This window comes from Dietzia sp. UBA5065, assembly GCA_002415925.1.
Lineage (GTDB): Bacteria > Actinomycetota > Actinomycetes > Mycobacteriales > Mycobacteriaceae > Dietzia.
In genome coordinates this window covers 1141-13338 of record DIAZ01000185.1, presented here as the reverse complement: position 1 = coordinate 13338, position 12198 = coordinate 1141, and the positions used below count along the sequence as shown (strand labels likewise).

Genomic DNA, 12198 nt, shown 5'->3' with positions numbered 1-12198 from the left:
CTCAACACGCACGGGGGCCAGCTGGGCGAGGCGTACATCCACGGCATGAACGGCATCGCCGAGGGCGTGCGCCAGCTGCGGGGGGACTCGGTCAACCAGGTGCCCGGAGCCGAGAAGCTGGTCGTGACCGCCGGCACCGGTGTGCCGACCTCGGGCCTGGTCCTCACCGTGGCGGGATGACCTCCGTCACCCGCACCGCGGACGGGCCGACCCTGCGCGACGTCGTTCGCGACGCCTCGTTCCTCGCCGGCGCGCCGCGGCGTTTCCTCATGGAGATCGCGCTCACCCCGGTGGGCCTGGGCGTGGCCGAGCACAGCCGCGCCCTGCGCGACCCGGTCGGGCGGTTCCGCAACACCACCGCGTACATCTACCTGGTGGCGTTCGGCACCCCGACCGAGCGCGAGGCGGTGATCCGGAGGGTCAACCGCGCCCACGGACCGGTCCGCTCGGGCCCCGACGCGCCGGTGGCCTACAGCGCCTTCGACCCGGCGCTCCAGCTGTGGGTGGCCGGCTGCATGTACTACGGCGGGCGCGACCTGTGGCAACGCGTGTTCGGGCCGATGGGCCCCGACGCGGCCGAGCGCCTGTACGAGCAGTTCCAGACCTACGGCACGTCGCTTCAGGTGCCCGCGGAGCTGTGGCCGGCCGACCGCGCGGCCTACGACGCGTACCTCGCGCGCACGCTCGACGGGATCGACCTCGACCCGCGGGTGCGCGAGTACGGTCACCGGCTGCTCGACCCGGCGTCGCACCCGCTGCCCGTCCGCCCGGTGCTGCGCCTCGTGCGGTTCGTCACCGTGGGCCTGCTGCCGGACCGGCTCCGCGACGCCTACGGGTTCCCGTGGAGCCCCGTCGACCGGCGGCGCTTCGACGCGCTCATGCGGGTCTCCGCGGCCGCGTATCGCCGCCTGCCCCGCGCCGCCCGGGAGCTGCCCACGGCGCTGGTGCTGCGGGCCTCGCGCAGGAGCGTGGCGCCCCGCGGCTAGTTCCCCCGCAGGCACCCGCGGACGAACGACCCGATGTCGCGCATGGCGATCTTGGCCTCGGGGACCACGGGGTGGAACACCTGGAAGACGTGGAACTGGTGCGGCCAGAGCTGGAACTCGTGGCGGACGCCGTGCTCGGCGAAGCGCTCGGCCAGCTGCTCGATCCCGCCGCAGAAGATCTCCCCGCCGCCGCACTGGATGAGGAACGGCGGCCAGTCGGGCGACGGGACGTAGTGGATCGGCGAGATCGCGGGGTCGCTGGGGTCGACCCCCGGCGCGTACTGGGCGCGGCACAGCTCGGCCAGGCCGACCGCCAGGAACGGGTCCTTCTTGGCCTTGTCGCGCTCGGTCATGTCGGTGAAGTCCAGGTCGACCCAGGGGGAGAGCAGCACGACGCCCGCCGGCATCGCGGCGCCCTGCGCCTCGAGGGCCGCCACCAGCTGGAGGGCGAGGTTGCCGCCGGCGGAGTCTCCGGACACGACGATGTTCTCCGGGGCGAAGCCCATGCTGATCAGCCAGTTCCAGCCGGCGAGGGCGTCCTCGGTGGCGGCGGGGTGCGGGTGCTCGGGCGCCAGCCGGTAGTCGGGGAGGAACACCGGGACTCCGGTCTCGCTGGCCATCCGGGAGGCGAGGGCCTTGTGCGACCAGGGCGAGCCGAAGGTGAATCCACCGCCGTGGATGTGGTAGATCACCCTGTCGGAGTCGAAGAACCGCTTGCGGCCCACCCACAGGCCCGGGACGGGCCCGTCGGAGGACCAGTCGTTGGTGGTCTCGAGGGCGGCCGCGCGCCCGGCGCCCGACGTCAACGCGCGCAGGCGACCGAGCGACGCGTGCGTCGGCGGCATCTTGTCCAGTGCCGGGCGGACGAACAGCCGCAGGCCGCCGGCCAGGCCGCGTGACCTCAGGGTGCCCTGGGAACGGGGGCCGTTGAGCACCGGCCGTCGTTCGGACGGACGGTCGGCCTGGGGGGCGGCCGACATCCGCCCGTCGTGGGGGACATCGCCCGACCCGGTGGCCTGGGGCAACATCAGTCCGTCGTCACGAGGCACGTCTGTAGGCACTGACCGCGTTCCGCTCATCACTAGAATGTAGGGCTTCCCACGGTCGGGGTCACGCCAATCCGCGGACGGGCGCCCAGCTCTTGGAAGAACCTGTTCTAGCTTTGCGCGGTATCGGCAGGTCAGCGGGGCGTCTGGACATGAGAACAAGTTCAGGTCACAATGTGAGGACAGCCACAGTTCGCACCCCCGCGCAAAGGATTCTCCGATGACCGACGCACCCGACCAGTCCACCGATCCGCTCGCCGGAACCAACCCGGAGATGAACCAGGCGGCGGTCTTCGAGGCCGTGGTCGACAAGATCCCGGACAATCTCCTTCTGACCATGGACGGGGTGGACTACACCTACCGGCAGGTCGAGGAGCTCGCCAACCGCATGGGTCACCTCCTCCGCGCGCACGGCGCCGAGCCGCGGACCCACGTCGCGCTGTACATGAAGAACAGCACCGAGCACATGGCGGCGATCGTCGCGGCCATGAAGATCCGGGTGGCCGGGATCAACGTCAACTACCGCTACACCCCGGCCGAGCTGGTCTACCTGTTCAACGACTCGCAGTCCGTCGCCGTGCTGGTCGACGCGGAGTTCGCGGAGACCATGGCGGCCGCCGTGCCGCAGCTGGAGACGGTGAGGTCCGTGCTCGTGGTGGGCGGGGTGCCCGAGGTGCTGGCCACGGCGTGCGCCGAGAAGGGCATCGCCGTGGTCGACGTCGACTCCGAGCTGCCCGCGCAGTCCGCCGCGCGGGACTTCGAGCCCGCCCGCGGCGACGACCACTGGATCGTCTACACCGGCGGCACCACCGGCTTCCCGAAGGGGGTCCAGTGGCACATGTCGGATTACTACTACGCCTGCCTGTCGGGCGGTAACCCCTACGGCGACAAGCGCCACAGCCCGGCCGAGGTCGCCGAGCACGTCTCGCCCGAGGGTGGCTTCAAGATCGTCATCTCGGCCCCTCTCATGCACGGCGCCGGCCTGTTCACCCTGCTGACCTTCGTCAACCTGGGTGGCCACCTCGTCATGTTCCGCGACTTCGACCCGCAGGTGATCGTGGACTCGACGGCCGAGTACAAGGCCCAGCTGCTGATGTTCGTCGGCGACGGCATGGCGGTCCCGATCACGGATGCGTTGCTCGAGGCCAAGGACACCAAGGACTTCAGCGCGCTGTTCATGGTCGCCTCGGGCGGCGGCATCTGGTCCAAGACCTCGCGCGACCGGCTGGTCGCGGAGTTCCCGAACGTCATCATCCGCGACAACTTCGGTGCCTCCGAATCCGGCAACGACGGCGAGATGAGCCTGAACGAGGAGGGGGAGATGCTCCTGCCGCCGGGCCCGCGGCTCGGCCTCATCGACGAGTCCAACGCGCCGATCGCCCCCGGTTCCGACGAGATCGGCTACATCGTCCGCCGCGGCCACGTGCCGATGGGGTACTGGAACGACCCGGAGAAGACGGCCAAGACCTTCCCCGAGGTCGACGGTCGGCGCGTCTCGGTGCTCGGCGACATGGGCCGGGTCCGGGAGGACGGCACGATCGTCTTCCTCGGCCGCGGCTCGGGGTGCATCAACACCGGCGGCGAGAAGGTGTTCCCGGAGGAGGTCGAGCAGGCGCTCAAGGCGCACCCGGCCGTCCACGACGCCCTGGTCGCGGGCGCCCCGGACGAGCGGTTCGGGCAGAAGGTCGCCGCGGTGGTCTCCTTCCGCGAGGGCATGTCCGCGGAGCCCGAGGAGCTCTCGGAGTTCCTGCGGCAGTCCCTGGCCAACTACAAGGTGCCCAAGGTGATCGTCGACGTGCCCGAGATCCGCCGGTCGCCCGCGGGCAAGGCCGACTACAAGTGGGCCAAGGAGCGGATCGCGTCCAACTGACGCGAGGTCCGGTCAGGCGGTCCCGAGGATGCGCTCGACGGCACCCATCGGGACCGCCACCCAGCCGGGCCGGTTGCGGGACTCGTACACCACCTCGTACACGGCCTTGTCGAGCACGTACGCCCGCAGCAGCGCGCCCGTCTCGCGCGGGTCGGCGTCGCTGACCTCGGCGTAGCCAGTGCAGAACGCGTCCACGTTGCGGTCCCGCCACTCCCGCGCCCGGAAGCGCAGCTGACGGTCGGTGACCCCCACGAGCGTGTGCTGCGCGGCGTAGTCGAGGCTGCGCAGGATCCCCGCCACGTCCCGGGCGGGGGAGTCGGGGACCCGGCGCTCCTCGAGCGGCGCCGCGGGCTCGCCCTCGAAGTCGATGACGATCCAGCGGTCCGGCGCGCGGAGGGTCTGGCCCAGGTGCAGGTCCCCGTGGATGCGGTGGACGGGCACCGGCCCGGAGCCGGCCACCTCGTCGAAGACGGCCCGGGCGGCGTCGGCGAACGGCGCGAGCCCGGGGACCTCGGCCACCGCCGCGTCGAGCCGCGCCCGCATGGACGCCACGATCTCGGTGCCGTCCCGGGTGGTGGTGCCGGTCGCGGCCGCGAGGTCGTCGTGGACCTGGGCGACGGCCGCCCCGAGCCGGCGGGACTCGTCGGCGAAATCGGTGCCCACCTCCTCGGCCAGCAGGTCGGCCTCGGCGAACAGGTCGCGGACGCTCGCCGTGGCCATCGCCCACCCGTCCGCGGCGCCCGCCATGAACTCCTGGGCCATGGCCAGGGTGGTGGGGCCGCCGCCTGGCTCGTCGTCGTCGTCCGCGCCGCCCAGTTCCACCCACCCCCGCAGCGCCGCGACGGCCGGGCAGTCCCGCCGGGCCAGCGCGGCGTGGAGTTCCACGTCGGGGTTGACGCCCGGCTGGACCAGGCGGAACACCTTGACCATGAGGTCGTCGCCGAACACCAGTGACGAGTTGGACTGCTCGCCCTCGAGGAGCCGCCCGCGGACGGGGGCCGGGGCCGGGGCGCCCTCGACCAGGCGGAACCTCAGCCCCCCCACCTCGTCCCTCCCGGCGAGGTGGGTCACGAGCGACTCGGTGCCCCGGGGGTCCCGGAGGCCGTCGTAGACCACCGGGTCGGCGCCCTCGGCGGTCAGCGGGAAGGCCCGCCGGTCGTCGGGCAGGGTGTGCGCGGTGGCCAGCGGCACCTGGTAGCGCTGCGGCAGGCCGCCCGCCAGGACGTCGACCAGCAGGTGTTCCACCAGCACCTCGGGGTGGTCGAGCAGCACGGCCCGCCGGGCGATCCGCACCCCGGACAGCTCCCGGCCCTTGCCCGCGAACCACCGCTGCTCGGGCAGCCAGGCCGCGAGGAGCGCGGTCAGGGTCGCCTCGTCCACGGCGGGGATGCCCGTCATTTCGGGGCCTCGTCCGGGTGGCGCAGTTCGAGCCAGTAGAAGCCATACCCGGGCAGGGTCAGCTGGTAGGGGTCCGCGTCGATGTCGGGGAAGGGCACCCCGCCGGTGAGCTCGACGGGCCGACGGCCGGCGTGCTCCGCCAGGTCCAGGCGCACGGCCTGCGGGAACCGGGAGAGGTTGTTGACGCAGAGGATCACGTCGCCGCCGCGCGTGCGGAGGAAGGCCAGGATCGACGGGTTGGACCCGCCGAGGTCGGTGAACTCGCCCCGGCCGAACGCGGGATGGTCCTTGCGGACGTGGATCATCCGCCGGGTCCAGTGGAGCAGGCTCGCGGTGGAGTTGAGCTGCGCCTCCACGTTGACGGCCTGGTAGCCGTACTGCGGGTCCATGATCACCGGGAGGTAGAGGCGGCCCGGGTCGGCGCGGGAGAAGCCGGCGTTGCGGTCGGGGCTCCACTGCATGGGGGTCCGGACGCCGTCGCGGTCGCCCAGCCAGATGTTGTCGCCCATGCCGATCTCGTCGCCGTAGTACAGCATCGGCGAGCCCGGCAGGCTCAGCAGCAGCGCGGTGAACAGCTCCAACTGGTTGGTGTCGCCGTCGAGCAGGGGGGCCAGGCGGCGGCGGATGCCGATGTTGGCCTTCATCCGCGGATCCTTGGCGTACTCCGCGTACATGTAGTCGCGTTCCTCGTCGGTCACCATCTCGAGCGTCAGCTCGTCGTGGTTGCGCAGGAAGATCGCCCACTGCGCCGAGGACGGGATGGCGGGGGTGTGGGCCAGGATCTCGGTGACGGGGAAGCGGGACTGCCGTCGCACGGCCATGAAGATCCGCGGCATCAGCGGGAAGTGGAACGCCATGTGGCACTCGTCGCCCACTTCGGGCTCGCCGTAGTAGTCCACCACGTCCTCGGGCCACTGGTTGGCCTCGGCCAGCAGCACGCGCCCGGGGTACTCCTGCTCGACCACCGCGCGGCACCTGCGCAGGAACTCGTGCGTCTCGGGCAGGTTCTCGCAGTTGGTGCCGTCGCGTTCGAACAGATACGGCACGGCGTCCAGGCGGAAGCCGTCGATCCCCAGGTCCAGCCAGAACCGGAGGACGTCGATCATCGCCTCCTGGACCTCGGGGTTGTCGTAGTTGAGGTCGGGCTGGTGGGAGAAGAAGCGGTGCCAGTAGAACTGGCCGCGCCCCGGGTCGTAGGTCCAGTTGGAGGACTCGGTGTCCACAAAGATGATGCGGGCCCCGGGGTAGCGGGTGTCGTCGTCGGACCACACGTAGAAGTCGCCGTACGGGCCGTCCGGGTCGGAGCGGGACTCGGTGAACCACGCGTGGGTGTCCGAGGTGTGGTTCATGACCAGGTCGGTGATGACGCGGATCCCGCGCCGGTGGGCCTGGTCGAGGAACTCCACGAAGTCCTCGACGGTGCCGAACTCCGGCAGCACCGCCCGGAAGTCGCGGATGTCGTAGCCGCCGTCGCGCAGCGGCGAATCGTAGAACGGGGGCAGCCACAGGCAGTCGACGCCCAGCCACTGGAGGTAGTCGAGCTTCTCGGTGAGTCCCCGCAGGTCGCCGGTCCCGTTGCCGTCGGAATCGTTGAACGCCCGGACCAGGACCTCGTAGAAGACGGCCGATTTGTACCACTCGCGGTCCACCTCGAGCTCGGCCGCGTGACGGTAGCTGTCGGCGCTGGGTTCCACCACGTGGCCGTCGTCGGTCAGCTCGGGTTCGGCCGGCCGGGGGCCGGGGGGATGCGGTTCGGACTTCTGGCGCGACGTCGGGGCCATGGCCGCGAGCCTACGGCCCCGTACCATCCGGTGCATGGGGAAATTCGACCCGGCCGCGCGGGTGCGCGGCCTCGCCCTCGCGTTCCAGGACCGGCACGGCCGCCGCGCCCGGGCGCTGGCGGCGCGGTTGGAGGAATACGACGACGACGAGCTGGTCATCCGCCCGTGGGAGTTCCGGCTTCCCCGGGTGGTGATCCTGGCCGCGGCCCGGGCCAGGGGCCTCGAGCCCGTCGGGGGCGTGGAGGCGCTGGTCGGGGTCGGGCCGTGGACGGAGCCGATGCGGTTCACCCGGGCGGCGGACCGGTGAGCCCCGGCTGGGTGCTGCTGCTGGTGGCGCTGCTGCCCGCGGCCCTGTGGCCGGTGGCGCTCGCGGCGGTGGCGGCGCGTCGGGCGCTGCGCCGCCGGGGTGACGTCCGGGTGCGCCGCCTGCGGCTGGCCCGGATGCTGGGGACCGCCGACCTCGTCGCTGTCCCCACCTCGGACGTCGACCTGCCCGAGCCCACGGTCCTGGCCGTGGCCGCGGACGCCGGGTTCCGATTCCTGGGGTACGAGCGGGGCGACACCCTGCTGCGGCGGCGGGTCGGCGTGTTTGTCCGCGTGGGGGGAGAGGTCGACGCGGTGACCCGCGGAATCCGGGTGCCGGCCCCCCGGTAGTGTCGCGCACATGCGCATCGGAATGGCTCTGAACTACAGCGGCGGGTTCGCCGAGACGGCGGCGGAGGCCGCGGACCTCGAGCGGGCGGGGCTGGACATCGCCTTTGTCCCCGAGGCCTACTCCTTCGACGCCGTGAGCCAGCTCGGGTTCCTCGCGGCCAAGACCACGCGCATGGAGCTGGCCTCCGGCATCCTGCAGATCTACACGCGCACGCCCACGCTCACCGCCATGACGGCGGCGGGCCTGGACTACGTGTCCGACGGGCGCTTCACCCTGGGCCTCGGGGCCTCCGGGCCGCAGGTGGTCGAGGGCTTCCACGGCGTGAAGTACGACGCGCCGCTGGCCCGGACCCGCGAGATCATCGAGATCTGCCGTCAGGTGTGGCGCCGCGAGAAGGTCGTGCACAACGGTGCCAAGTACCAGATCCCGCTGCCCGCGGACCAGGGCACGGGCCTGGGCAAGCCGCTCAAGCTCATCAACCAGCCGGTGCGGGAGAACATCCCGATCGTGCTGGCCGCGCTGGGGCCCAAGAACGTGGAGCTGGCGGCCGAGGTCGCCGACGGCTGGCAGCCGATCTTCTTCCACCCGGAGAAGGCCGGCCTCGCCTGGGGCGACGCGCTGGCCAAGGGCCGCGCCAAGCGGGACCCGTCGCTCGGGGAGCTCGAGGTGTACGCGGGCCCGCCGCTGGCCATCTGCGAGGAGCACGAGGTCCCCGGCTACCTGGACTTCGTCCGCCCGCACCTGGCCCTCTACATCGGTGGCATGGGCGCGCGCGGCAAGAACTTCTACAACGAGCTCGCCTGCCGGTACGGCTACGAGGCCGAGGCCGCGCGCATCCAGGACCTGTACCTGGACGGGAAGAAGGACGAGGCCGCCGCGGCCGTACCCGACGAGCTGGTCCGCTCGGTCTCGCTCATCGGGCCCGCGTCCTACGTGGCCGAGCGGGTCGAGGCGTTCCGCGAGGCCGGGGCCACCACGCTCACCGTGACGCCGATGGCCCTCGACGCCGACGGCCGCATCCGGCTGGTGGAGCAGTTCCGCGACCTCTGCTGACCCGGGCGGCGGATCAGCTGTCGTCGCCGCCCTCGTCGCCCTCATCGCCGCCGTCGTCGCCCTGGTCCCCGGACCCCTCGTCCCCGGACCCCTCGTCCTGCTGGAGCGACGTGCCCGGCGAGTCGGTGGACGGGTCGCCCTCCTCCTCCGAACCGCCGCCGACGAGGTTGCAGCCGGTCAATGCGAGTGCGGCGGAGGCGGCCAGGGCGAGGAGGGTCAGACGCGGACGCGTGGGGGTGGTCATTCCTCCATGGTGCGGCGCGGGGCGCGCCGGGGGGGCGGGAATCGCCGACTTCCCGCTCACCGGGCGTGCCCGTCAGGCGAGCGAGACCACCACGTTCTTGAGCACGGGCGCGTCGTCGCGCTCGGCGACCGTGGCCGCCACGAGCAGCCGGGAGTCGTCCTCCCACACGCGGATCCGCATGGTCTCGCCCGGGAAGAAGATCCCGCCGAAGGTCACGCCGTAGCCGTGGACGCGGGTGACGTCGCCGCCCAGCACCGTGTCGACCACCGCACGCAGCACCAGCCCGTACGAGCACAGCCCGTGGAGGATCGGACGCGGGAAGCCCGCGGCCTCGGCGAACGCGGGATCGGAGTGCAGCGGGTTGCGGTCACCGCACAGGCGGTAGAGCAGTGCCTGCTGCGGCAAGGACGCGACCTCGATGGTGTGGTCGGGCTCCCGCTCGGGGTACTCGACCTTCTCGGAGGTGCCGCGTTCGCCGCCGAAGCCGCCCTCGTCGCGGGCGAAGATGCCGGACCGGGAGGTCCACAGCTTCTCGCCGTCGGCGGACACGGTCTCGGACTCCTGGATGATCACCGCGGCGGAGCCCTTGTCCTGGATCTCGGCGATCGTCGTCGTCGTCGTCGCGGTTCCGTCGGCCGGGATCGGCCGGTGCAGGCGCACGGACTGGCTGCCGTGCACCACCTTGGCCAGGTCGATCTCCACGCCGGGGAAGGACACCCGCGGCGCCTCGGTGACGTTCATCGTGGCCGCGACGGTCGCGAACGACGGCAGCACCTTGGGCGCGGCGTCGTGGACGTACTCGAGACCCTTCGTGTCCATCGGGTCGCCCGCGGCACCCACGGCGAGCGCGTACAGCGCCACGTCGGAGGCGGACCAGGAGAACTCCTGCGGGGGCAGCTGCGCGCCGAGGGCCTTGCTCAGATCGATGGGCACGTCAGACTCCTGACTTCGGGGTGGTCGCGTCGTTGGCCAGCATGTTCTCCACGGCGAGGTAGCCGAAGACCAGGGCCGGGCCGATGGTGGCGCCGGGCCCGGCGTAGGTGTGACCCATGACCGGGGAGGAGGCGTTGCCGGCGGCGTAGAGGCCGTCGATGACGGAGCCGTCCTCGCGGAGGACGCGGCCGTGGACGTCGGTGTTCGCGCCGCCCTTGGTGCCGAGGTCGCCCGGGACCATCTTGACTGCGTAGAACGGCGCCTTGGCGACCGGGCCGAGGCTCGGGTTGGGCTTGTTGGTGGGGTCGCCGTAGTAGTGGTCGTAGCCGGAGACGCCGCGGTTGAAATCCTCGTCGCGGCCCGTGGCGGCGAAGCCGTTGAAGCGGGCGGCGGTCTTCTCGAGCGCCTCGGCCGGCACGTCGATCAGCGCGGCGAGCTCGGCGAGGGTGTCCGCCTTGTGGAAGTTCTCGGTCTCGAGCCACTTGCGCGGCAGCGGCTGCTTGGCCTGCAGGCCGGCGAAGAGGTACCGGTTCTTGTACTCCTGGTCGAACACGATCCAGGCCGGCACGTTCTCGCCCTCGCCCTCGCCCTGCCCGAACTCGCCGCCGTACATCCTGTGGCCGGCCTCGACGTAGGGCAGCGACTCGTTCATGAACCGCTCGCCCTTCTGGTTGACCATGAAGGAGCAGGGGAGCGACCGCTCGGCCAGCGCGAACCAGGGGCCGCGCGGCATGAGGATCGTCGGACCCCACCAGGCGTCCTCCATGAAGGACAGGGCGGCCCCGGCCTTCTCCATGTACTCGATGCCCTCGCCGGTGTTGCCCTTGGCGCCCACGGTCCACGAGGTGGGGATGGGCTGACGCTGGTACTTGTCGCGCATCTCCTGGTTGTGCTCGAACCCGCCGGATCCCATGACCACGCCGCGCCGGGCACGGAGGGTCATCTCCTCGCCGTTCCGGGTGACGGTGATGCCCACCACCCGCTCGTCCCGGCCGGAGCCCTCCGTGACCAGTCCGGTCATGGGGGTCTCGAGCCAGACCGGCACGCCGGCGTCGAGCAGTCCCTTGCGCATGGCGGCGATGAGCGCCCGGCCCATGCCCACCGAGTTCTGCTTGCGGGCCTTGGCGAGGAACATGCGGGCGGCGACCCGGATCGACCTGCGGACGCCCTTGGTGTGCGGACGCTGGAGGAGGTTGAGCCAGCGGTAGTCGGACTGCATGACCACCATGTTCACCGGCGCCTTGGCGTACGGCGGCTCGAGCTTCTCGGCCTCGGACCCGAGCTGGCGCAGGTCGAACGGCTTGGGTTCGACGGAGCGTCCCCCGAGGCGGCCGCCGGGGGCCTCCGGGTAGTAGTCGGAGTAGTCCACGACCCACTCCAGCCTGAGGGGCGTGTTGGCCAGGATGAAGTCGAGGACCTCGGGCCCGCGGTCGATATAGGTGTCGATCCGCTCGGGCGCGACCACGTCCCCGATGATCGACATGAGGTAGGTGCGGGCCGCCTCGGGGGTGTCGAGCACCCCGTCCCTCTGGAGCACCGAGTTGCCCGGGATCCACACGCCTCCGCCGGACCGGGCGGTGGAGCCGCCGTAGTGCGGGGCCTTCTCCACGAGGACCACGCTGAGGCCCTTCTTCGCTGCTGCGAGGGCGGCCGTCATGCCTGCTCCACCGCTACCGACGACGACGACGTCGAATTCCTGGTCTGCCATGTAGAACACGTTATAGAACCGAGGGCCGTCACGCCAGACGGCCCAGGTAGCATCCTCGTCATGCTCAACGATGAGACCCGCGCCACGCTCGCCCGGCGGCTCTGGGATGCCGAGGCGGACGTCGCGCCCATCGCGCCGCTGACCGCCGACCACCCCGAGATGACCCCGGACGACGCCTTTGAGATCCAGCTCGTCAACATCCGGCGCAAGCTCGACGCCGGGGCCGTGGTGACCGGCCACAAGGTGGGGCTGGCCTCCAAGGCGATGCAGGAGATGATGGGCGTCGACGAGCCCGACTACGGGCACCTCCTCGACACCATGGAGTACCCGGAGGGCTCGCCGGTCGAGGCCGCGCGCTTCTGCTTCCCGCGGGTCGAGGTGGAGGTGGGCTTCATCCTGGGCGCCGACATCCCGCCTGAGGGCTGCTCGCAGGAGGAGGCGGCCGCCGCGATCGAGTGGGTGGTGCCGTCGATCGAGCTCATCGATTCGCGGATCAGGGACTGGAAGATCACGCTCCCCGACAC

12 protein-coding genes and 1 pseudogene are annotated in these 12198 nt (G+C 71.6%); 7 read left to right on the top strand and 6 right to left on the bottom strand.

All coding sequences use genetic code 11. From position 1 onward, the window contains the following. A pseudogene (locus B4M60_RS15270) lies at positions 1-180 on the top strand (lipid-transfer protein); the annotation flags it as partial. Further along, entirely contained in the window at positions 177-986 is an 810-nt protein-coding gene (locus B4M60_RS15265; RefSeq protein ID WP_291085993.1) for an oxygenase MpaB family protein, read from the top strand. The pseudogene B4M60_RS15270 and the gene B4M60_RS15265, both read left to right, overlap by 4 nt. Here the strand turns inward: B4M60_RS15265 and B4M60_RS15260 are convergent. Continuing rightward, positions 983-2014 carry an alpha/beta hydrolase gene (locus B4M60_RS15260; RefSeq protein WP_291085991.1) on the bottom strand — a complete coding sequence of 344 codons (1032 nt, stop codon included), beginning with the start codon at positions 2012-2014 and terminating at the stop codon, positions 983-985. The genes B4M60_RS15265 and B4M60_RS15260 overlap by 4 nt on opposite strands. A 238-nt stretch (positions 2015-2252) precedes the next feature. Between B4M60_RS15260 and B4M60_RS15255 the strand changes: the two genes are divergently transcribed. Next, entirely contained in the window at positions 2253-3902 is a 1650-nt protein-coding gene (locus B4M60_RS15255; protein WP_291085989.1) for an AMP-binding protein, read from the top strand. A 12-nt stretch (positions 3903-3914) separates the two neighbouring features. Here B4M60_RS15255 and B4M60_RS15250 read toward each other — a convergent pair whose 3' ends face one another. Both B4M60_RS15250 and treS read right to left on the bottom strand, forming a co-directional pair. After that, positions 3915-5300, bottom strand: coding sequence for a maltokinase N-terminal cap-like domain-containing protein (locus B4M60_RS15250; RefSeq protein ID WP_291085986.1), 1386 nt, complete (start codon positions 5298-5300; stop codon positions 3915-3917). Then, entirely contained in the window at positions 5297-7081 is a 1785-nt protein-coding gene (treS, locus tag B4M60_RS15245) for a maltose alpha-D-glucosyltransferase (protein WP_291085983.1), read from the bottom strand. Before treS ends, B4M60_RS15250 begins: the two co-directional genes overlap by 4 nt. Positions 7082-7115: 34 nt before the next feature. Here treS and B4M60_RS15240 point away from each other — a divergent pair, with 34 nt between their 5' ends. From B4M60_RS15240 to B4M60_RS15230, 3 genes are read left to right on the top strand one after another with little or no spacing between them, the layout of a single operon-like run. Further along, positions 7116-7388, top strand: a complete 273-nt coding sequence (locus B4M60_RS15240) for a hypothetical protein (protein WP_291085980.1) — start codon at positions 7116-7118, stop codon at positions 7386-7388. Next, positions 7385-7735: a hypothetical protein gene (locus B4M60_RS15235; RefSeq protein ID WP_291085977.1), complete on the top strand. Its 351-nt coding sequence runs from the start codon at positions 7385-7387 to the stop codon at positions 7733-7735. Before B4M60_RS15240 ends, B4M60_RS15235 begins: the two co-directional genes overlap by 4 nt. A 10-nt stretch (positions 7736-7745) precedes the next feature. Then, positions 7746-8789: an LLM class F420-dependent oxidoreductase gene (locus B4M60_RS15230; protein ID WP_291085974.1), complete on the top strand. Its 1044-nt coding sequence runs from the start codon at positions 7746-7748 to the stop codon at positions 8787-8789. 13 nt (positions 8790-8802) lie between these two features. Here the strand turns inward: B4M60_RS15230 and B4M60_RS15225 are convergent, their stop codons facing one another. The 3 genes from B4M60_RS15225 to kstD all read right to left on the bottom strand — a co-directional run bounded on the left by B4M60_RS15225 (position 8803) and on the right by kstD (position 11683). Then, positions 8803-9033, bottom strand: a complete 231-nt coding sequence (locus B4M60_RS15225) for a hypothetical protein (protein ID WP_291085971.1) — start codon at positions 9031-9033, stop codon at positions 8803-8805. A gap of 72 nt (positions 9034-9105) precedes the next feature. Further along, a complete protein-coding gene (locus B4M60_RS15220) occupies positions 9106-9966 on the bottom strand; it encodes a MaoC/PaaZ C-terminal domain-containing protein (RefSeq protein WP_291085968.1) in 861 nt (286 codons plus the stop codon). A 1-nt stretch (position 9967) separates the two neighbouring features. After that, positions 9968-11683 (bottom strand): 3-oxosteroid 1-dehydrogenase, encoded by a 1716-nt coding sequence (kstD, locus tag B4M60_RS15215; protein ID WP_291085965.1) that lies wholly within the window; start codon positions 11681-11683, stop codon positions 9968-9970. A 51-nt stretch (positions 11684-11734) separates the two neighbouring features. Between kstD and B4M60_RS15210 the strand changes: the two genes are divergently transcribed. Then, positions 11735-12198: 2-keto-4-pentenoate hydratase (locus B4M60_RS15210; RefSeq protein WP_414646819.1), on the top strand; the 464-nt coding region annotated here is incomplete at its 3' end.

Coding starts and splice junctions, on each gene's coding strand:
- B4M60_RS15265 (WP_291085993.1), top strand. CDS start 177: ATGACCTCCGTCACCCGCACCGCGGACGGGCCGACCCTGCGCGACGTC.
- B4M60_RS15255 (WP_291085989.1), top strand. CDS start 2,253: ATGACCGACGCACCCGACCAGTCCACCGATCCGCTCGCCGGAACCAAC.
- B4M60_RS15250 (WP_291085986.1), bottom strand. CDS start 5,300: ATGACGGGCATCCCCGCCGTGGACGAGGCGACCCTGACCGCGCTCCTC.
- B4M60_RS15240 (WP_291085980.1), top strand. CDS start 7,116: ATGGGGAAATTCGACCCGGCCGCGCGGGTGCGCGGCCTCGCCCTCGCG.
- B4M60_RS15260 (WP_291085991.1), bottom strand. CDS start 2,014: ATGTTGCCCCAGGCCACCGGGTCGGGCGATGTCCCCCACGACGGGCGG.
- B4M60_RS15225 (WP_291085971.1), bottom strand. CDS start 9,033: ATGACCACCCCCACGCGTCCGCGTCTGACCCTCCTCGCCCTGGCCGCC.
- treS (WP_291085983.1), bottom strand. CDS start 7,081: ATGGCCCCGACGTCGCGCCAGAAGTCCGAACCGCATCCCCCCGGCCCC.
- B4M60_RS15230 (WP_291085974.1), top strand. CDS start 7,746: ATGCGCATCGGAATGGCTCTGAACTACAGCGGCGGGTTCGCCGAGACG.